Source organism: Vibrio sp. MOR3, from assembly GCF_001557775.1.
Lineage (GTDB): Bacteria > Pseudomonadota > Gammaproteobacteria > Enterobacterales > Vibrionaceae > Vibrio > Vibrio jasicida.
Map to the genome: position 1 here is coordinate 22,213 of NZ_LNRD01000008.1, position 20,866 is coordinate 43,078.

Annotated in this window: 17 protein-coding genes; 13 read left to right on the forward strand and 4 right to left on the reverse strand. The window is 45.3% G+C overall.

Annotated elements, in window-relative coordinates; all coding sequences use genetic code 11:
- Positions 1-149: 149 nt before the first annotated feature.
- Together ATB76_RS15920 and ATB76_RS15925 are read left to right on the forward strand one after the other, a co-directional pair.
- Entirely contained in the window at positions 150-1,694 is a 1,545-nt protein-coding gene (locus tag ATB76_RS15920) for a YjjI family glycine radical enzyme (RefSeq protein WP_061035675.1), read from the forward strand.
- Between the two features lie 21 nt (positions 1,695-1,715).
- The gene (locus ATB76_RS15925) at positions 1,716-2,597 is read left to right on the forward strand and encodes a YjjW family glycine radical enzyme activase (protein ID WP_039976692.1); all 882 of its coding nucleotides are present in this window, start codon (positions 1,716-1,718) and stop codon (positions 2,595-2,597) included.
- Positions 2,598-2,617: 20 nt separating this feature from the next.
- Here the strand turns inward: ATB76_RS15925 and ATB76_RS15930 are convergent, their stop codons facing one another.
- The gene (locus tag ATB76_RS15930) at positions 2,618-3,574 is read right to left on the reverse strand and encodes a LysR family transcriptional regulator (RefSeq protein WP_005442091.1); all 957 of its coding nucleotides are present in this window, start codon (positions 3,572-3,574) and stop codon (positions 2,618-2,620) included.
- Positions 3,575-4,177: 603 nt separating this feature from the next.
- On the opposite strand from ATB76_RS15930, the gene ATB76_RS15935 reads away from it, so the two are divergent.
- A complete protein-coding gene (locus ATB76_RS15935; RefSeq protein ID WP_038872199.1) occupies positions 4,178-4,945 on the forward strand; it encodes a TerC family protein in 768 nt (255 codons plus the stop codon).
- A gap of 155 nt (positions 4,946-5,100) precedes the next feature.
- Complete coding sequence (locus ATB76_RS15940; protein WP_038872201.1) at positions 5,101-5,703, forward strand: 2OG-Fe(II) oxygenase; 603 nt, start codon at positions 5,101-5,103, stop codon at positions 5,701-5,703.
- A gap of 81 nt (positions 5,704-5,784) precedes the next feature.
- On the opposite strand, the gene ATB76_RS15945 is transcribed toward ATB76_RS15940, so the two are convergent.
- On the reverse strand, positions 5,785-7,065 hold the full coding sequence (locus ATB76_RS15945) for an HD domain-containing phosphohydrolase (RefSeq protein ID WP_061035676.1): 1,281 nt from the start codon (positions 7,063-7,065) through the stop codon (positions 5,785-5,787).
- 289 nt (positions 7,066-7,354) lie between these two features.
- Between ATB76_RS15945 and ATB76_RS15950 the strand changes: the two genes are divergently transcribed.
- Positions 7,355-7,987 carry an SDR family NAD(P)-dependent oxidoreductase gene (locus ATB76_RS15950; RefSeq protein WP_061035677.1) on the forward strand — a complete coding sequence of 211 codons (633 nt, stop codon included), beginning with the start codon at positions 7,355-7,357 and terminating at the stop codon, positions 7,985-7,987.
- A 37-nt stretch (positions 7,988-8,024) separates the two neighbouring features.
- Here ATB76_RS15950 and ATB76_RS15955 read toward each other — a convergent pair whose 3' ends face one another.
- Both ATB76_RS15955 and ATB76_RS15960 read right to left on the reverse strand, forming a co-directional pair.
- Complete coding sequence (locus ATB76_RS15955; RefSeq protein ID WP_240538042.1) at positions 8,025-9,452, reverse strand: GGDEF domain-containing protein; 1,428 nt, start codon at positions 9,450-9,452, stop codon at positions 8,025-8,027.
- 8 nt (positions 9,453-9,460) lie between these two features.
- Positions 9,461-9,958: a hypothetical protein gene (locus ATB76_RS15960; protein WP_061035679.1), complete on the reverse strand. Its 498-nt coding sequence runs from the start codon at positions 9,956-9,958 to the stop codon at positions 9,461-9,463.
- A 178-nt stretch (positions 9,959-10,136) separates the two neighbouring features.
- Here ATB76_RS15960 and ATB76_RS15965 point away from each other — a divergent pair, with 178 nt between their 5' ends.
- From ATB76_RS15965 to ATB76_RS16000, 8 genes are all read left to right on the forward strand, one after another.
- Positions 10,137-11,327, forward strand: coding sequence for an iron-containing alcohol dehydrogenase (locus tag ATB76_RS15965; RefSeq protein WP_061035680.1), 1,191 nt, complete (start codon positions 10,137-10,139; stop codon positions 11,325-11,327).
- Positions 11,328-11,501: 174 nt separating this feature from the next.
- On the forward strand, positions 11,502-12,707 hold the full coding sequence (locus ATB76_RS15970; RefSeq protein WP_038872212.1) for an aromatic amino acid transport family protein: 1,206 nt from the start codon (positions 11,502-11,504) through the stop codon (positions 12,705-12,707).
- A 239-nt stretch (positions 12,708-12,946) separates the two neighbouring features.
- The gene (locus ATB76_RS15975) at positions 12,947-14,071 is read left to right on the forward strand and encodes an HD domain-containing phosphohydrolase (RefSeq protein WP_061035681.1); all 1,125 of its coding nucleotides are present in this window, start codon (positions 12,947-12,949) and stop codon (positions 14,069-14,071) included.
- A 99-nt stretch (positions 14,072-14,170) separates the two neighbouring features.
- Positions 14,171-14,386 carry a hypothetical protein gene (locus ATB76_RS15980; RefSeq protein WP_061035682.1) on the forward strand — a complete coding sequence of 72 codons (216 nt, stop codon included), beginning with the start codon at positions 14,171-14,173 and terminating at the stop codon, positions 14,384-14,386.
- Positions 14,387-14,784: 398 nt separating this feature from the next.
- The gene (locus ATB76_RS15985; RefSeq protein ID WP_038872222.1) at positions 14,785-15,549 is read left to right on the forward strand and encodes an ABC transporter ATP-binding protein; all 765 of its coding nucleotides are present in this window, start codon (positions 14,785-14,787) and stop codon (positions 15,547-15,549) included.
- 12 nt (positions 15,550-15,561) lie between these two features.
- Positions 15,562-16,437, forward strand: a complete 876-nt coding sequence (locus tag ATB76_RS15990) for an ABC transporter substrate-binding protein (protein ID WP_061035683.1) — start codon at positions 15,562-15,564, stop codon at positions 16,435-16,437.
- A complete protein-coding gene (gene fhuB / locus ATB76_RS15995; protein ID WP_061035684.1) occupies positions 16,434-18,410 on the forward strand; it encodes a Fe(3+)-hydroxamate ABC transporter permease FhuB in 1,977 nt (658 codons plus the stop codon). Before ATB76_RS15990 ends, fhuB begins: the two co-directional genes overlap by 4 nt.
- 226 nt (positions 18,411-18,636) lie before the next feature.
- Complete coding sequence (locus ATB76_RS16000) at positions 18,637-20,859, forward strand: TonB-dependent siderophore receptor (protein WP_061035685.1); 2,223 nt, start codon at positions 18,637-18,639, stop codon at positions 20,857-20,859.
- Positions 20,860-20,866 lie beyond the last annotated feature (7 nt).

Here is a 20,866-nt window from a genome sequence, read left to right on the forward strand (position 1 = left end):
CCAAAATGGAAATCGGAGTTTTGGTTTTTTTCATTAGTGGCAAAGACTCTTGGAGCGTAAAATTCAACGCGTCCCCTCAAACGATGATTTGAAATCAACAAATGATTCGAAAGGGCGTATTCGTTGTATTTTCTCCAGGAACATCTTAGATGACTCAAAGCCTTTCTGATCTTCAGCAGCGTTTCCTTGCTATCGCGACCGATAGCAACTTGTCTCCAAAACAGAAATCAAACTTTCTTGCTTTGGAAGCCGAAGCCACAATTCCATATATGACCGTCTCTGACGAGGTAAGCCAAGCGATGCAGCAAGGCGTCATATGTGACATGTTTGAAGGTCACGCGCCGTTTAAGCCGCGCTATGTTTTGCCAGACTACGCAAAATTTCTTTCTCAAGGTTCTGAATACTTGGAGTTAGCTCCAGCAGAAGATTTTGATGATGCGATCAACATGTTGACCATCCTTTACCATCACGTGCCTTCGGTAACCAGCATTCCGGTTTACCTAGGTCAACTTGATGATGTGTTGATGCCTTACGTCGGTGATCTTACTGACGAGCAAATTTACAAAAAACTGAAACACTTCTGGATTATGCTGGATCGCACATTGCCAGATGCGTTTATGCACGTGAACATTGGTCCGACGGACAACATCATTTGCCGCACGATTTTGAAAGTTGACGCCGAGCTAAAACAGATCGCGCCAAACCTAACGTTCATGTACGACGAAGCCGTCACACCAGACGCTTTGTTAAAACAAGCAACACAAAACATTTGTGAGTGCAGCAAGCCACACATCGCGAATTACCCAATGCACGCGAATGCCTACGAAGGTGCTCGCTTTGGTATTGTGAGCTGCTACAACTCTTTGCCATTGGCTGGCGGTTCAAACACGTTAGTGCGTATGAACCTAAAAGAAGCGGCGAATCGTGCAGACAACCGTGATGATTTCTTTAATAACGTGCTGCCAGAATATCACGGCTTGATGGTTGAGCTGATGGACGCACGCGCTTCACATTTGCATGAAAAATCTGAGTTCTTCAAAGGCTTTCTAGCGCAAGAAGGCTTGATCGAAGAATCTCGCTTTGCGCCAATGTATGGCATCAACGGTATGGCAGAAGCAGTGAATGTGTTACTAGAAAAAGAGGGCAGTGCAAGCCGTTACGGCCAAGATGCAACGGCAAACGAGCTCGGTCACGCGATCTCGGCAAAATTGTCTGAATTGGTCGAAAGCACACCAGTGAAGTTTGGTCTAGAGGGCAAAGCACTGCTGCACGCACAAGGCGGTATCAGCCTAGATTTGGATGTAACACCGGGCGTTCGTATTCCTTACGGCAACGAACCAGACCCAGTGTCTTACGTGCAAGCAACGGCAGGTCATCACCAATACTACCGTTCTGGCATCAGTGACATTCTGACTATCGACGAAACAGTGAAATCAAACCCAGAAGCGATGTTCAACCTGTGCAAAGGCGCATTGAATGCTGGATACCGTGAGTTCACGGCAAACGTTGCGTCAAACGACTTGGTTCGCGTAACGGGTTACATGGTCAAACTGTCAGATATCGCAAAGTTCGATGCAGAAGGGTCACGTACTAATACGACGTTCCTAGGCGCAGAAGCGGCGAAGAACACCGGTATTTTAGAGCGTTCACCACGTGTGGTGAGCCACGAAATGTCACCGACTTACGCTAAGTAATGGGTGACGGATAAGAATAAGATGACTAGACGTTCGGAAAACCTCTTGGCTAAGGTAACTCGTATCCTTCCGTTCTCTTGTGTTGATGGACCGGGAAACCGTCTAGTCATCTTTCTACAGGGTTGTAACTACCAGTGCATCAATTGCCACAATCCACACACTATCAATCACTGCAATCATTGTGGTGATTGTGTGAGTGAGTGTCCCGCTGGCGCACTGAAGTTCGACGAAAGCAACAACGTTGTTTGGCTTAAAGAGGAGTGCACCCACTGCGACCATTGTATAGAGATATGTCAGCACCAATCTAATCCTAAAATTTCTGACTACTCTGTGGAGGCAATGCTCGATTTGATACGCAAACAGCGCTTTTTTATTAGCGGTGTTACTGTATCCGGTGGGGAATCTACCTTACAACTCCCTTTCATTATGGCGCTGTTCAAAGGGATCAAACACGATCCTGAATTGCAGCATCTCACTTGTTTCATCGATAGCAATGGTTCTTTATCCACCGTAGGTTGGGAAAGAGTCTTGCCGTACATGGATGGTGCGATGATTGACCTTAAATCGTGGCAAAGTGAAACGCACCACTGGTTAGTCGGGCGAGATAACCACCGAGTATTCCAAACCATTCAGTATTTAGCGCAAGTAGGCAAGTTGTACGAAGTGCGTTTGCTTCATATTCCGGGTAAAAGCGATTTAGATACGGAAGTTGCAACGGTGGGGCATTATCTGCAATCGTTGCCAGAATCGGTCAACATTCGTTTGAATGCCTTTCAGCATCATGGTGTCACGGGTGAAGCTCTGGAATGGGAAAAATGTTCCCAAGATGAAATGGAACGCTTCCACGCTCAATTAAGTCAATTTGTCAGCAGACCAATGACCATGCCATCGGTCTACGTGTAGCGCAGTAAAGGTGAACCAGTTTAGAGTTTATTCACTCTCGGTTTGCGGCATCCACCGAGGGTTTCACAAGCCTTAAGCACTTGTTGTTGTAGCCATCTTAAAGCGGGATCGTTCAGGCTCGCTTTATTCCATACCAAACTATACGCCACTTGTCCGTACTCAAACGGCAAAGGTCTCTCTATCAATCCCTTCGCTTGCAGCGCCATTCGTGCCCAAAGTTTCGAGCAAGTAAACAGATAATCTGAATGGTGGCACATTACCGCAGCCGATCCAAAATCGGCCACGTGCATGGCGACGCTGCGTTTGGCGTAACGTTGAGTTAAGTTCTGCTCAAAGTAAGGTTGGGACAAATCTTTATCGTGAATACCAATGTGTCTCGCACACAAGTAGTTCTCTACCGACAGTTCCTCTTTCACTAGCGGGTTATTGCTGCCCATTAAACAGATCATTTCGTCTTCTAGAATCGTCTGCCAAACCAAGTCTTTGTTGTGCGTTGGTGGTTGGCTGATATCGTGCGGCAGAATCATAAAGTCGACTTGCCCACGGATCAGAGAATCAAAACTCATTTGTTCTTTTGCATACACATTGAGTTGTGCGCGGCTCCCCATTTGCTGAGACAAGTCTTGCAGCATGGGTGCGAAAATCTCGAAGGTACTTTCACGCATTGCCAAAGAAAAGCGACCTTCGTAATACGCGGGATTAAACGAGCCTTGGTAGAGTAAACCGTTCATGCTGGAAAGAATGCCATGAACAGAAGGGCCGATGTTCAAAGCAAACGGAGTCGGGACTAAACGAGTGCCATCGCGGTAGAAAAGGTCGTCTTTAAGAATGTCGCGCAATTGGCTGAGCGTTTTGCTCACGCTGGAAGGGGTCACGCAGAGCTGTTCCGCCGCTTGAGTCACGCTATGTGTCGTGAGCAGCATGTGCAATACAGTAAGGTGTTTAAGGCTAATGCGTGAGAGTGTTATGTAATCCATTCGCAAGGCTAGGGTCTGTTTATCTTTCGTGGTTAAATTTTGTTCGAGATAAAAGCGTTTTAATCGCGGCGAGTCGATTGAAGCCTAGTGGCTCTAAGTAAAATTGACTCAACAAAGAATAAAACGCTTTTAGCCGAACCCTTTGGGCAGCGTTTGTAGGTGCTTTCTACTGCGTTATCGGCTTATCAGGTAGAATAGCTACATATCAAAGCCTCTGCCTTGTATAAAACATCTACAAACTGCTGCAAAAATCATCACGAAAGGTCAACAGACCCTAACTCGTGTGATTTTTCTCAGTATATCAAAATATTATTATGAAACATTTTTTTACGATTGTTGAAGCACGCAAAAAGAGGCGTTTCTTTTCGTGTTCGATGTAATAGTTTGGCTCAACTCGGCACTTGATGGGGTGAGTATGGCTTATATCCCTTAGAGGACGAAAGATGCTTTACACAAGCCTGACAAAATAAGGAGTTGCGTACAACTGGAGGAGGTGATTTACTCGCGTTTCCTAAGTAACAGAGGTTTTAAAAACTTAATGGACGACCCCTTTAGTCGACTGAACAATTCACTGTATGACTTCCAATCACCGGAGGCGTACTCATGTTAGAACTTTTCATGCAACCAGAAGCGTGGGCTATCTTCGCTACTTTGTTTGCTCTTGAAGTAGTCTTAGGCGTTGATAACGTCGTATTCATCTCCGTTCTGTGTGAACGATTACCACAACACCAGCGTAAACTTGCCCGAAACCTAGGTATTGGCCTAGCGGTGATGGCGCGTATTGTTTTGGTGTTCTCGATCTCTTGGATCATGCAACTTACTCAGCCGTTAATTAGCTTCAGCGACTATGCGTTTACTGGTCGTGATTTGATTATGATTGCGGGTGGTGCATTCCTACTGGCGAAAAGCTTGAAAGAGTTGTGGAGTTGGTTAACCCACACTGAGCACGGTCACTCGACTCATGTTCGTACTGGTCTGGCTGTGGTTCTGCTTCAGATTGTTGCGGTTGATGCTGTGTTCTCGATGGACTCGGTGATTACTGCGGTTGGTCTAACGAGCGAAGTACCAATCATGGTGGCAGCGATCATTTCGTCAGCGATTGTGATGGTGTTAACGGCGGAGAAAATCAACAATCTAGTGACGCGTTATCCGGGCTTTAAGACCCTTGCTCTACTGTTCCTAGTTTTGCTAGGTGGTCTGTTGATGGCAGAAGGTTTTGCTATTCACATCAACAAAGGTTACGTGTATTTCGCGATGGCGTTTGGTTTAGTGTTGGAAATGTGTCATATCCAACTTAAGAAAAAACAACGCCCAGTGATTCAACGAATTCGTCCAATTCGACCTCGTTCAATTGCATTGCAAGTGCGATAATCGAACTCAAAACTGGCCGCTCTCCTGAGCGGATTTTTTATGTCTGGACATAAGGAAAAGCAAGGGTTTGTCGTGTCGATTAAAAATGGAATTTGTTGTTGTAGCACGAATTTCTTATATAGACCGCCCTAACTCTTACAAGTGAACGAAATAGAATGAACAAACTGATCGATGCGTTATCGACGGACGGATACTACATCTGGGATGATTTCCTTTCTCAAGAAGAAGTGGCTGAGCTGCGTGACTGTATTCCAGACAATTGGAAGAAAGCACGTATTGGTCGTAACGACGATGTGACACGTGTTGAATCGATTCGTAGTGATAAGATTCAATGGTTGAAGCGTGACATGGGCTCGGCAGTAACCTCATTTTTAGACAAGATGGAAGCGATTCGCTTAGAAGCAAACCGTTACTTCTATCTCGGTTTGTTTGAGTACGAAGCGCATTTTGCGAAATATGAGAAAGGTGATTTCTACCAAAAACACCTCGACTGCTTTAAAGGCAATGAAAATCGCCGTCTAACAACCGTGTTCTACATGAATGAATCGTGGAGCGAAGAAGATGCTGGCGAGTTGGTGGTTTATGATTTGAATGACAACGTGATTGCGACGATCCCACCACGTTCTGGTCGCTTGTTTGTATTCTTATCAGAGCAATTTCCTCACGAAGTGTTACCGACAAATGCAGAGCGTTTTAGCATTGCAGGTTGGTTCCGCATTAATGGTGTGAAAGACAACCAGCTTGATATCGCTCACTAAGCGGTTTCATTGATTTCAAGAAGACAAAGGGACACCCACTTGGTGTCCCTTTGTTGTTTGGTTTGTCTAGAACGCTCGGCGTTACATACCTACTGAGAGCTCATAACACGCTTGCCTGTTTGACCATAACACCTGATAAACGTCGGCACAGAGTTTTCCCGAATCTACTTGTTCACCCATGATGATTGCGATTTCTTGTAATGTCATACGGCCTCGATATGGGCGGTCTTGAGAAAGCGCTTGAAAGACATCGACAACGGCAATGATACGAGAAGGCACATCCAAAGCTTCCGCCGTTTTATGATAAGGGTAACCTGAACCATCTAACCGCTCATGATGGTTGGAAGCCCACTCGGCAATCTTGGCATTCGGAAATACTTTGTGCAGGGCTAGTTCAGTATCAATCGTGTGGCGCTTGATGCGAGTGTATTCTTGCTGGTTCAGTGGCCCTTCTTTATGAAGGATTTCATCTGGTGTTTTTAGCTTGCCAATGTCATGTACCAACCCTGCGATGTAGATCATTTCTTGGTCGTGCTCATCCAACCCGATTTTTTTCGCTAAGTAACGAGACAGTTCCGCCACTTTTTGTGAATGTTGATAGGTGAAAGAACTTTTTGCGTCGACAATTCTTGCAAGGAAAAGTCCTAAACTGGTGAGATCTTCGATATTTAATTGCTTTTGCAGCCAATCGATATTTTCAAACTGCATTCCAATAGTTTCGATGTGTTCGGATTCCATGGCGAACCAAAACGCGTCTGTCATGATAAGTTTGACCATGGCACGGCACATTTCGGGATGAAACAAGGTACCTGCATTAACCAAGACACATTCAGCGATCAGTTCTTCATGTAAAGTGACAAGATCACTATGGCAGTTAGTGACGTAGTGGGCGCGCATAAAATCTAAACGGTCCGCGAGATAGAGTAATGCGGCGACGTTTTTTTCGAAAGGGGGAATATCAATCTGTTCCAACTCATCCCAGTGCGTGTGATGGTAAAGAATCGGAGTAGCGAATTGTGCCAGCAAGCGACACTGCTTAAGTGTGTGGTAACCACGAATGCAATGGGCTTTGGCGTCTTGAGGGACGAGCTGTTCGAGCAACATCATGTGCTCGCGGGTTTCTGAGACGCCACAGTCGTGAACCATTCCCGCGAAGTAACAGAACTCGGCTTGGTGATTATCCCAACCTAAAGCGAGAGCGCATTGGTATGCGATGTAAGCCACCCGATGGCTGTGGTGAGAATCGTCGACGCCTACGTAATCTAACGCACGCGCCACCCAGATAAGGGCTTGTTTTAGATCGACTTCAAATTCGTGATTACTCGACGAATCATAAGCCTGATTCTTTGTTAAAACCGACATGGTAAATACCGACGTTTTTGTTTTCCCTATGCTCATTTTTCTAGTTTTAAGGGAATGCAGCAGCGAACTGATAGCAAATATGACGAGCATAGGATGTGTTTATAGTTATGGCGGGAATAATACTGGTTGTCGCACGTAAATTTCATCACTAGGGGAAAAGTATCGTTCAGTTCTTTGAACTACGTATTGATTTAGAAAGAATTTTAGGTGTTCGATTGACTTCCTTTGAAAAGCCACCAATTAGTGATGTAAAGTATTCTCATTATCATTGTTGTGTGGAAGGTAAGTTATGAAAAGAGTGGTGGTTTGGGGTGCAAGTAGTGGTCTTGGTTTGGCAATTGCACAGTATTTTGCAGAGAAAGGTGCTGAAGTTATCGGTGTGGCGAGAAATCCAGACAAAAGCCCAGAATTAAAGGCGATTTGTCAGTCAACGTTTGCATGTGATGCCACTGTTGCGGAAGAGGTTAACGCGGTGGTTGCACAGCTCAATCAAGATGACATTATCATCAGCACCATGGGTAGCTTCCGTGCTGATATCCCAGTGGACTATCTTGGGCATCGACATCTGGTTGACGCTGCGTGTCAGGCTTCTCTAAAGCGTTTTGTTCTAGTGACGTCACTTGGTTGCGGTGATAGCTGGAAATACCTTTCTGACCGTTCTAAAGCGGGTTTTGGTGGTGTTGTGCGTGAGAAGTCATTAGCGGAAGCATGGCTACAAACCAGCGACTTGGATTACACCATCATTCGTCCAGGCGGCTTGAAAGATGGTGAAGTGACGGGCAATGGTGTGTTGGTTGAACCTAAAGAAGTGCATGGTTTGGTATACCGCCAAGAAGTGGCTCGTTTACTTTTTGAGATGCTGGAAAAAGGTCAGGGCAGTGGTGAGATCTTCCACTGTGTCGATCCAGAGCTGACTTACTAGGTTGGCCTTTTAAGCGAATGATTTTGAGGGGCTGGGTTTAGGCGCTGTCCCTGCTTTCGTTTGAATAGAGCACGACTTGGTCGCGGCCTAGATCTTTTGCTGCATACAAGGCTTCGTCTGATTCATCTAACAGGCGGTTTGGGTCTATGATGTCGGCTTGCGTGCGCTCTGAAAGGCTAATACCAATGGAGATGGTTAGATACTTGATGATCGGCTCATCATGATGAATGATTTCCAGTTGTTTAACCCGTCCGCGCAGTTGGTTGCCTCGCGCTAACGCCTCTCTAGTATCGTGAACAGGGGCAAGCACAACAAATTCTTCGCCTCCTAAGCGCAAAGCATAGCCGTGAGTTTGCACGGCGAAAGATTCCAAGGTCTTCGCAACTTTTTGCAAGGCTTTATCACCCTGCAAGTGACCTCTATGATCATTAAACTCCTTAAAGTGATCGATATCGATAAAGAAACACGCGATGAACATTTTGTTCGATTGATAACACAATGAGCGAAATGATGCTTCAAGAGAACGGCGATTATACAGACCGGTTAAGGGGTCGTGCTTCACCATGTCATCGAGTTCTCTGTTTTTGCGGACAACTTTGTCGACAAGATGGCTAAAGGCGCGCGCTAAATCTCCGATTTCATCTTTTCTTTTGGTATTAGGGACTTGAAACAAACTGATGGTTTCAAAATTTTGACGCATAAAAGTAGATAAGTTGTTGATTGGCGAAGAGATGTGATAAGAAAGCAACAACAAAAGAGGATAAGAAATCGCCATTCCTAACACGATTTCGCGGATAGAATCGACAACAAATTCCTCTCGAATATCCCTTACGAGCTGTATGTCGTAAAGCAATTCAATGTTGCCTTGAATGTCCCCGTTTAATGGTAATGTGATATAGAGGATGTCTTTCTCAAAGCTTATGTGGCTTTTTCCGATTACCCGACAAGGGTAGAGATCCAACGTGTGGTCTTCTTCCAACTCTTTACTTAAATAGTACTGCTCACGGGCGTCATTGAGTCGGGCGAGCAGGTATTGCACTTTTACACTCGATTGTGAGCCTGTTTTTTTCACGGATGTTAGTCTGGCAATGCGTTGATCTAAGTCCTGTTCAAAAGTTGGGGGATAATCGGATCGCCAAATCTCTTGGGCATTTCTATTGTAAGTGACGGACACTGGGGTTTTCGACACTGAGGAATAGCCGTTGACGTAGAGGTAACGCAAATCCGTATGCATTTCCAATTCACCTTTAAAGCTTGGCAACATTAAGTTTGCATAGTTGCCGCCATGAACCGCATCGCTGATGTGATGAATTAGCGCGCTCGCACTCTGCTCACGAGAGACGATCGTCGTTTTAATGATGGTGTCCATTGAGTTATGAAAGTTGTAGTAACCCAAAGCACCAATCATGAGAATGACGAGAACAAAATGCGAGAGGAAGATCTTTATTCTTATTGATGTTCCCACAATATGAATTACTCATTAAACACATCAATGATGGGCACCGCACAAGTACCATTGACGCAGATGTCTTTGTATCCGTTATGACAGCGATAGCAAGCTTCAATTCTCAGAGAGGGGTGACTATCGGATATGTCGTTTCCCTGCCGATCATAACTCCCGTAAAGCGTTTCACCAGCAAGATGCTCGGTGACAAAAATAATGTTTTCTTCTTCGTATATCGCAACTGCCGTTAAGCCATCGGTATATGGGCCGTGCTTTTTATAAGCTTCTACTTTGTGTTTTGGGACATATATGCTCAGGTTTGTGCCTCTTCCTTGATTCGTCCAGTTGTACATCTTCACTGTTTCTTGCACAAAAGTGGGTGTGTTTGGTGGCAACACTACATCTCTGGCCGGAATAACGCTCTGTTTTACAAGCACAAGTCTGTCGAGGTTTTCTGGAAAGCTCGCTAATGAACTCGCGAAAACTGAGCCAGAAAAGGCCATCAGAGCAAACAGCTTGTATCCCATGGCATGTCCTCAAGCGTTGGTACATAAGTAATAGAATAGTCGATAATCATTGGTTTGGTCGGGTTGGGCTGTGAGAGAAACAAATACAAGATTCTGTGAGCTCTCGATCTCGAAGTGATTGAAAAAACATCTAGAATGACTAAGTCATACGCTCAGCCAAAACACAAAAGGAATTTGTATGCTGAAACATTTTCTCTATCGCGGTTATACCAATGGACTCAAAGTGGCCGCTCACGTTCTTCCTCTGCCAAAACCAACGCTATTTTCGGGTTCTGGCTCCGTTAATGAACTGTGTGAGGCGGTCAGCGATCTGGGCTTTCAGCGATTGTTGTTGGTGACAGATGAGGGGCTTGTCCAGATCGGAATGGCAGAGCAAGTTGCAGAGCGCGCAAGCTCTAATGGATTAGAGGTTGTTGTATTCTCAGAGGTGAAGCCAGACCCAACTTATGACCATGTTGAACGTGGCTTAGATGTTTATCTGGAATCCGGATGCGATGCGATTTTAGCGCTGGGTGGTGGCTCGGCAATGGATTGTGCCAAGGTGATTGCCGCTAAAGTGACGAATAAGCGTCCCATCAAAAAACTCGCGGGGTTGTTTCGTGTCTGGAGAACACCAGCGCCTTTATTTGTTATCCCAACCACATCGGGTACAGGATCTGAGGTGACCATTGCCGCTGTAGTTTCCGACCCCGTTACCCACCTTAAAACGCCGTTAATGGACCCTAAACTCGTGCCATTGATGGCGGCATTGGATGCAGATCTGTTGTTGGGCTTACCAGCAAAGATTACGGCGGATACGGGGATTGATGCATTGACGCACGCTGTTGAAGCGTATGTATCCCGCAATGCATCACAAGAAACAAAAGCCTATTCCGTTGCAGCCATTAAACTCATCTTTAAGTATTTGCCTAAAGTGGTAGAACAGGGGGAAGACGTAGAAGCAAGGCATAAAATGGCGATGGCATCTTATTATGCTGGGTTAGCGTTCACCAAAGCGAGCTTAGGTTACGTTCATGCCTTTGCCCATATCTTAGGAGCAAAATATGGATTGCCACATGGAATGGCGAATGGTCTTGCTTTGTTACCGGTTCTTAAGTTTTCGCTACCAGAGATAGAGCCACAACTGATTGCTTTGAGTGACGCCTTGTTAGGAAGTAGCGCCGATTCTGCCAGTGCCCAAAACTTTCTCGATCGTATCGAAGAGTTGTATAAAGCGATTGGCATCGAAAAACACACACCAGTGCTTAACAGTTCGGACACAGAAGAGTTAGTGGCGTTGATCTTGAAAGAAGCGCATTGGAACTACCCAGTACCCAAATTCATGAATGAGCAAGAATGTGCTCAGTTACTTTCTGAAATTCGCACTTAAGATATGGCTGTAAATTAAAATGTACAGTAGTGGTTTTTTATCCTTACACTTTACTTGATATTATTCTAAAGATCCTACAGAATCAGCTTCATTACGAACATGGTGTTAGGTTTATGGTGCCGTTGCCCGATCTGATGCTAATAAATCTTATTAAGCTGTAAAGATAAATATACAATGAGTCGATCTAAAGTGTTTGGTAGTACCCTGATTATTGCAGGGACTACAATTGGTGCCGGTATGCTGGCACTTCCTCTTGCCTCTGCGGGTATTGGTTTCACGACTTCCTTGCTGATCATGCTAGGTCTGTGGGCATTAATGGCGTTTACCGCGCTATTGATGTTGGAGCTTCATCAGTATGCCGATAGCAGTGCAACTCTTCATACTCTAGCGAAACAAATTCTTGGTCAGAAGGGCAAGTGGGTTGCAAGCTTTGCCATGCTTTTCTTGTTTTACTCATTGTGTGCTGCTTATATCGCTGGTGGTGGTGCTCAGTTTGGTGACAGACTCACCGAATGGTTTGGTCTAGATATTTCAGGTTCGACTTCAACCATCATTTTTACTCTCATTGTGACCATGGTTGTGACAGTGGGTACTGGCACTGTAGACAAAGTAAACCGCGTGCTGTTTGGTCTTAAAATGGTGACCATGATTGCAGTGTTGTCATTTCTTGCGCCAAATGTGACCGAATCTTACCTATTAAGCATGCCTGTAGAGCAAGGACTGATTGTTGCCGCCATCCCAGTTATTTTTACTTCGTTTGGCTTCCACGGCAGTATTCCGGCGATTGTGAACTACCTAGACGGCGACACATCATCGCTACGTAAAGCGATCATTGTGGGTTCGACCATTCCATTAGTGATTTACATCTTCTGGCAGATCGTCACTTTAGGCGTCGTAAGCCAAGAAACACTGGTTGAAAATGGTGGTTTGAGTGCACTGATTGGACAGCTTTCTCAAACGGTTCATCAGTCCAATCTTGGCAGTGTTGTTGGTGTATTTGCCGACTTAGCTCTTCTGACCTCTTTCTTGGGAGTGAGTTTAGGCCTGTTTGAATTCTTGGGTGACACCATCAAAGGCGATAGTGAAAAACCAAACCGTTTGGTGGCGGCTGTCATAACTTTTACGCCACCGCTTGGCTTTGCACTGTTTTACCCACAAGGCTTTATTATGGCATTAGGTTATGCTGCAATTGCGCTGGCAATCCTTGCGATTTTCTTACCTCTGGTGATGGTGGTGAAAGTACGTCGCTCTGAAGAGTTTACTGGTGAATACCGCGTTGCAGGAGGCCAAGGTGCGTTGGCGGTAACGGGGATTGTAGGAACAGGCATTGTTTTGGCACAAGTATTGATTACTCTGGGAGTATTACCTGCGCTTGGTTAATAAAAACGGTGAATAAAACGAAAGCCAGTGTGTTACAGCGCACTGGTTTTTTTGATCTGGATTAAATTACCGTAGAATATTCGGTGAAAATATTGGCGGGAAACTGTTTTTATTTCGTACACTTATATTGTGGTATGTCGATAATTTAGGTGGAGAAAAGCCGCTCTAATCACATCAAATACGCTGACTTTAATGAGCCTTTTCTTCGGTATTTCTCTACTTGGGTGTGGAGGTGAAGTATGGCGCACCGGAGTTTTTACCCGTTTGCAAAGCCGCTTAATGAGCAAATGCAAACATTGAAAAATAGGATGCAGGTCCATTTGCCATGCATTGATAGGGTGTCGTTTGCCAAATATCACCCTAAGCAAGGTGTGCTAAAATCTTTTGCTGAAAGTGAGTTTGATACTTGGTGTCTAGCGCATCATGAAGCGCCTTTGCGCAAGCTTCACAATCTTAGTCTCGCGGCTGATAACGCCGTCCCTCGTGTGGTTAACGATCTCTACGACATCAACCATTGCTCACGTGTTCAGACATTACTTAAACACGGTTATCATTCCTCTGTTGCTGTCCCTTGCTATGATCAGCAAACCTTTACTGGTTTTGTGTTCCTCAACTCCATCCAACCAAATGCCTTTAGTTTAGAAGCGCTGAATGGCCTCAAACCGTATTTCGAAATGGTACAGTTTGCTGTGGAATCGGAGGACCATGTGGTTAATGCAATCGAAATACTTGCAGAACGGATGCACTGCTTGATGCCAGGCTATTCGCCCGAAGTGTTTTCTCATAGCAAGAGGATGGGACTTTACAGTCAAGTGATCGCCACTCACATTGCCGACCGTTACCAACTCTGTGATGAAGTGGTGGAGCAGATTGGGATGTTTGCGAGATACCACTCTTTGAGTGAGACCGCTTTACCAGCCGACATTGTTTGCCGTCGCCATCATTTATCTTGCGAGCAAGAATCGCGACTACAAGAGCACATCGAACAATGCATAGAAGCCGCAGATAACATTGTTGCGAGAATTGGTAACCCAGTGCATCCAAGCATTGCCTTGTTCCACCAAATCATGACATATCAACACGAGAACTTAAATGGGTCGGGTTATCCGTATGGATTGAAGGACATCGATATTCCTATTGCGGCCAAAATTGTCGCTGTCGCTAATGTGTTCGATGTGATGACTACCCACCATCCATATCGTCAGGCGTGGTCGATCCCATATGCGTTATTAGAGTTAGAAAAGCTTGTGTATCAGGGATTGTTATCAAGAGAATGCGTCAACGCTTTACGTGATCATCAAGATTACTTAAAGCAAATCATCCATAAATACCCAGAGCATTATGCAGGCATGGGATTAATGTGAAAGTAGAGGAGTAAACCGTGAAGGGAATCAAAATGTTGACTAGGAGGTCATTATAAACAATACTGTATATGTATACAGTAACTCGTTTGGAGGTGAAGTATGTTGTGGGAAACCCTTGAAAGAGTAAACCGCTTACGCCAACAAGCACTTGCGAATGATGAATTCGTAGAGTCTGCAAAAGAACACGAAGAAGCTTTGCATGACCAAGAGCATTATTACCAACCTAAGAAGCGTTCAGTCAAAGACAGACAAGGTAAGAAGTCGCTGGCCGATATCTATAAAGAAGTAGAATTTGGCGCTGACGCTCGTCACTAATGTCATCAAACGGCTGCGGACCTCATCCACTTTTTCTCACCGCCGCAGCGTAATTCATCTTATGGGCAAGTGCCTATCACTTAGCCGCTTGCCCAATCGTCTCGAAACGTAAATTCCCCCTTCGTTTTGAATCCTGCTTCTTGAAGTCACTTGGTTATCTTCCTTATCGATAAGCAAGGAGCGCACTCGATCTGAATCACCGATCCTTACCATCTTTTAAATTTATAAAATAATCAACTAATGATAATAATAATGGTTTGCATTTGTATCTACCTTGTTATATAAAGCCAAGCTTATTAATCGTTTTGTTGAATGAAATAATGAAACGTAACGGATAGGTGAATGGGTTAATCACGTATTACCGATGCCGATAGTTAAATGGATTAGGTGAAGTAGGGATGTTAGAAGCCAAAGCTCTTCAGTTCAATATTAACGGAAAGTCTCTGTTGAAAGCATTTGATTTGACGTTTGAAACTGGAAAAACGTACGCGCTCGTTGGCCACAATGGTTCAGGAAAATCCACGCTTCTCAAGTTGTTAGCCCAGCAGCAGGCATACAGTGACGGTGATGTTTTGTTGCACGGCGACAATATTAATCATTTTTCCGCAAAAAAATTCGCACAACATATCGCATATCTACCCCAACACTTACCGATGACGGACAGTATTCTTAGCCGTGATTTGGTCAGTTTTGGTCGTTATCCATGGCATGGCTTGTTAGGGCGTTTAAGTGCAAAAGACAAAACCATAGTCGAAGAAGCGATGGAGATGACTGGAACGTTGAAATATGCTGATCGTTTAGTCGACACGCTTTCTGGTGGTGAGCGACAACGTGTGTGGCTGGCCATGCTACTTGCTCAAAAGACGGAATACTTGCTACTTGATGAGCCACTGTCGGCGCTCGATATTAGCCATCAGGTCGATATGCTTTCTTTGATCGCTAAGTTAAGTAGAGAGCTTGGATTAGGGGTCATCATTGTTCTGCATGACATCAATTTAGCCGCTCGCTTCTGTGACCACATCGTAGCCCTACATCAAGGTGATTTGATTGCACAAGGTGATGTTCAACAAGTGTTCACTGAGCCCAAGCTGAAAGAAATATATGGCATTGAAATGCGTATTTCAGATCACCCCGCTGGATATCCAGTAGCAATGCCAAGCTAAGCGGAGTCGACAATGAACTGCATACTTCGTTTTTCTTGGTTAAAGCACGTAGCCTCCCTTACGGCTCTCTTTTTAACCTTCCCAGTTGATGCAACCTCGCAACGAGTTATGTCTGTCGATTGGACCCAAACTGAAACCATGTTGGCACTTGGTGTTGTGCCTGTGGGAGTTGCGCAAGGGCAAGATTACGATGCTTGGGTAAAAGCGCCATTGTTGCCAGTGCAAACCAAAGATGTGGGTTTGAGGACGCAACCTAATATCGAACGTATTTATGAACTCAAGCCGGATCGTATTTTTATTGCGCCTTATTTCTCTGCTATGAAAGAGCGCCTTGCTGATATCGCGCCTGTGACTACCATCGATCTCTATGGTAAAGGCATTACGGATTGGTCGGTACTCACTCAATTTACCCGTACTTTTGGAAAGGAGTTGGGAAAAGAAGCGCAGGCGGAAACTCTAATAGCACAGTCTGAGGTGCAACTTTCCAAACTCAAGCAAACAATAGATGCAGATTCTGCTCCTTTATTGATGATTCAATTTATGGATACCAAGCACGTACGCGTTTTTGGTGAAAACAGTCTTTATTCTCAGGCGATTGCCAAGCTCGGTCTCTCTAATGCATGGAAAGAAGAAACCAACAGTTGGGGATTTAACATGGTTGGGATTGATAAATTGGCAGGAATCTCAGCACAGCTCGTCATTGTAGAGCCACTTCCTCATGGAGGGGAGCAGCAACTCGCGAGTGATAAATTTTGGCAATACATTGTTGAGCAATCAGGCCATCCCGTTATGCGAGTCGCTCCCGTTTGGAGCTTTGGTTCGATGCCTTCTGCTGTTCGATTTGCGCACTTAGTGGCTGCAGAAAAAGAAAAGGAGCAACGTGAATGAAAACCGTTCCTTTGACGCTGGTGGTGTTACTTTCGGCACTTACTCTGTTTGTTGGTGTGGTTCATCTGCACAACACAGCGGCATTTCCGGTTGCGCTGAAAAGCCTTTGGCAACCAAATTTTCAATCGATAGATTCGGTTTTACTGCATTTTAGCTGGTGGCCGCGAGTTTTCACGACCATTATTTCGGGCGCAGGATTGGCGGTCGCTGGCGTATTGATGCAACAAGTCTTGCGTAATCCACTGGCTTCACCAACTACACTTGGTGTCGCAAGTGGTGCGAATTTTACCTTAATGTTGGCGACGTTATTCGCCCCTTGGTTGCTGGATCTTTCAGCCAACCTTGTTGCGTTGATTGGCGGTGTTACGTCTATGGCGCTGGTGATGTTGTTATCTTGGCGACGCGCTTTGTCTCCAACTGTTGTTGTGGTTTCCGGTCTGGTAATTAACTTGTATTTTGCTTCGCTAAGTACGGTCATTTTGATGATGAATACCGAGAAGCTTAATGGATTGATGATTTGGGGAGCAGGTTCTTTAGTTCAAAGTGGGTGGGATGACTTTCGCTATTTGGCCCCACGTGTCGCGATTGCCGGCCTGGTCGCATTTCTGTTTGCTAAGCCATTAACTTTATTGGAGTTATCGGAACAGGGAGCAAAAAGCTTAGGTGTATCTCTAGCAAAGCTAAGATTTGCATGCCTGGGTTTAGCGGTTTTGATTACCTCTTGGGTGGTGGCGACGGTTGGTATCATCGGTTTTATCGGTCTAGCTGCTCCGGCAATCACGGGTTTAATTGGTGTTCATCAGATTAAGCACAAGCTTTGGATATCGATGTTGATCGGCGCAATGTTATTGACATTGACCGATTTGGTTATTCAGCAGTTACCCGGTCTAATGGCTAGCTTTATTCCTACGGGAGCTGCAACGGCTGCGCTTGGTGCTCCGCTCCTACTTTGGTTACTGCCGCGGTTGTCGCAAAAGACACAAGGGCATACCCAAACAGTACTTACTCGACACTCCGAACGAGTCAATAAGCTGAATAAACACGCCATCGCTTTTACCTTTCTGATTATTCTGGCGGGCGTGGTTCTTTTCAGTACGGTTTCTGTACAGAATCAAGGTTGGACGTCGCTTTTCTCGACTAAAGAATGGCTATTTTTAGAATGGCGAACGCCAAGACTCCTAGCCGCGGCGATTGCAGGTGCTATGTTGGCGATAGCAGGAACCATTATTCAACGCTTAAGTGGCAATCCAATGGCCAGCCCTGAAGTTATCGGTATCAGTTCTGGTACGGCAATTGGCTTAATTATTGCCATGTTTACTGGCGTTGGCGCGTCTGTGGTTACTTTGTCGATAGGTGGTTTGATCGGCGCTTTACTTACGATATTCGTAATCGTTTTACTGAATAGAAAATCTGGCTTCCAACCAGAGCGCATTTTGCTGACAGGCATTGCGATTACTGCGCTGATGAATGCGATACAGAGTTTTATTTTGGCTACCGGTGATCCACGTAGTTATCAGGCGTTAGCTTGGCTCTCTGGCTCTACTTATTACGTTTCTTTGGATACCTTGCTGCCTTTGGCCGTGTCGGCGTTGACCTTCATCGGCTTGAGCTTTGTGTGTGTAAGATGGTTGGATATTTTGCCAATTGGCGCTTCTTCTTCAAAGGCATTAGGGCTAAATGTAGATCGCTCCCGTGCCGTTCTGTTACTCCTTGTCGCTTGTCTCACTGTGAGTGCAACGTTGGTCGTCGGTCCTATCAGCTTCGTCGGTTTACTTGCGCCACATTTGGCACGTCTATTTGGATTTAATAAAGCATCTCAACATATGTTGTGCGCGGCTTTAATTGGCGCTGGCGTAATGTTGTTGGCAGATTGGCTAGGCAGGCAAGTACTTTACCCTCAAGAGATACCCGCAGGTCTCATGGCCTCAATCATAGGGGGCCTGTACCTAATGTGGGGGTTACGTCGTTTGTAAGAGTTTAAATCCACTGGGCAAGACGACGAACCCAAACAAAGACAACTGATAAGAATTCTATGACTGGGTGATCGCTCTCATCACCCACTAAGTAGTGCTCGCAAAACACATTCTGTGCTTTTGCATTTATGGAAAACAGTGGTTATGCCGGAACCAACCTCATCGTATTCGTGCGTTGATATTGCTTATAAAAGGTTGGAAAGGTTGCCGACTAAAGGAGAAAATAATGAATCGGCAGTTTATGCTGACACCAGCGTTAATGGCTATTGCAATGGTGTTAGCTACCCCTCAAGTGCTTGCTCAAGAAGATGAAAATCTGGTTGTTATTGGCCTGGAAGAAGACAGTGCTGTTGGTCCCGACTTTAGCTATCTTGGCGCTAAGAGTCGCACTGCAACCAAAATGGATTTAGCGATCAATGAAACGCCACGCTCGGTTTCTGTAGTGACTCGCGAACAAATGGATGATCGCGCATCCATCAGTGTTTCAGATGCGCTGCAATATACGCCAAGCATTCAAACCAACTACTTTGGTGAAGATAACAAGCAAGACTGGTTTATCATCCGAGGTTTCAAACAGGCAAACAGCGGCTTGTACCAAGATGGCACTCGTCTTTACTCATCAGGTTTTTACAGTTGGCAGATAGACCCATTTGCACTAGAGCGAGTAGAAGTGTTGCGCGGTGCTGCTTCTGTTCTTTATGGCCAAAACCCACCGGGTGGGGTGATCAACCTAGTAAGCAAACGCCCACAATTTGATGGTGGTTCTGGCCAGGTGTCTCTGGAATTTGGCTCTGAAGATCGTAAGCAAATTTCGTTAGACGTGAACTCCGAAGTGAATGAAAAGCTCGCGGTCCGTGTTCAAGGTCTGGCGAGAAAAAATGGCACGCGTGTTGATGGCGTCGAGGCTGAGCGGTTCTTAATTGCTCCGTCACTGACGTACAAATTTACAGATATGTCGGAAATTACCTTGCTGACTAGCTACCAGAAAGATGACTCCGACCCGTATCTGCAATTCTTACCGGTTGAGGGGACATTAAAGCCAAACAAAAATGGAAAGATCAGTGATAGCCTTGCAATAGGAAACACGGATTGGGAAACATTCGAGCGTGAACAGCTTTCTTTAGGCTACGAGTTCTCACACAGGTTTAACGACACTACGTCTTTTGTGCAGTCGACGCGTTACAGCCAAATGGAGGTGAACCTGAGGCAGATGTACTCCTATGTGTATGCAGCAGACGTTCCAGGGCTAGGTCCATTGCTTGACCCGCTTAACGAGCGTAAGAGTATTTTACGTGCAGCGACCACAGAAGAGGGATCATCAGACGCGTTTAATATTGATAACCGTCTGATACACAATATGAAATGGGGAAGTGTGGAACATAACCTCATGGTGGGAATTGATTACCAAATGGTGAGCATTGATGGCAAAGACTTTGCCAGTGATCCATTGGTTGCGGACGGTGACTCTATCTTAACAACGCCAATTGGTATGCTGCCTGACCCACGTTTTGATGTGTTTAACCCAAGTTATTCAGACAACGTTTGGTTACTTGACTCAACCACACTTCAACCGCTAACGGACGCAGATAAACAACGTACTAAGGTGGATAATGAACAGCTTGGTATCTATCTTCAAGATCACATGTTGATCAACGATAAATGGGCTGTGTTATTGGGGGCGCGTTATGACAATACGAGTAATGAAGTACATAACGTAACCACAGGCTCACGCACCAAAGTGGATAATGAAGAGTGGACGTTAAGCTTAGGTACAGCGTACATCACGGATTCTGGATTTACGCCTTACTTTAGTTACTCACAATACTTCGACCCAATCATTCAACAAGACAGTGCTGGTAAACCCGCTAAACCGGAAAGCGGTGATCAGTTTGAAGTTGGTGTGAAATACCAACCTCGTTCGTTTGATGGTTACTTTAACGTTGCTGCATATCAAGCAACTAAAGAGAACCTCGCTCGTATTTACCTCAACGAGCTGACTCAGATTGGTAAGGTAGAGAACAAAGGGCTCGAATTAGAAGCGGTTGCTAACGTGACGCCGTCACTAACTCTGCTTGGTAACATCGCTTATGTGGATTCGGAAATCAAAGAGGATGTAAATACATCTTGGGTTGGCAATACGCCGTCTCAAGTAGCAAACACGGTATCTTCTGCATGGGCACATTACCGTTTCCTTGAAGGAACTTTTGATGGTTTATCTTTCGGGCTGGGTGCTCGATATACGGGTGAATCCTACGGTGACAACACTGAAACGTTGAAGGTCCCAGGCTATTTCTTGATGGACGCGACGGTAAGCTATCGTATTGGTGATTACAAACTTCAGGTGGCGGCGAAAAACCTAGCTGATAAAGAGTATGTCGCGACGTGTGACGGCTTCTGTTGGTATGGTGATCGCAGAAATGTGATTGCGAATCTTACCTACGATTGGTAAATCATCG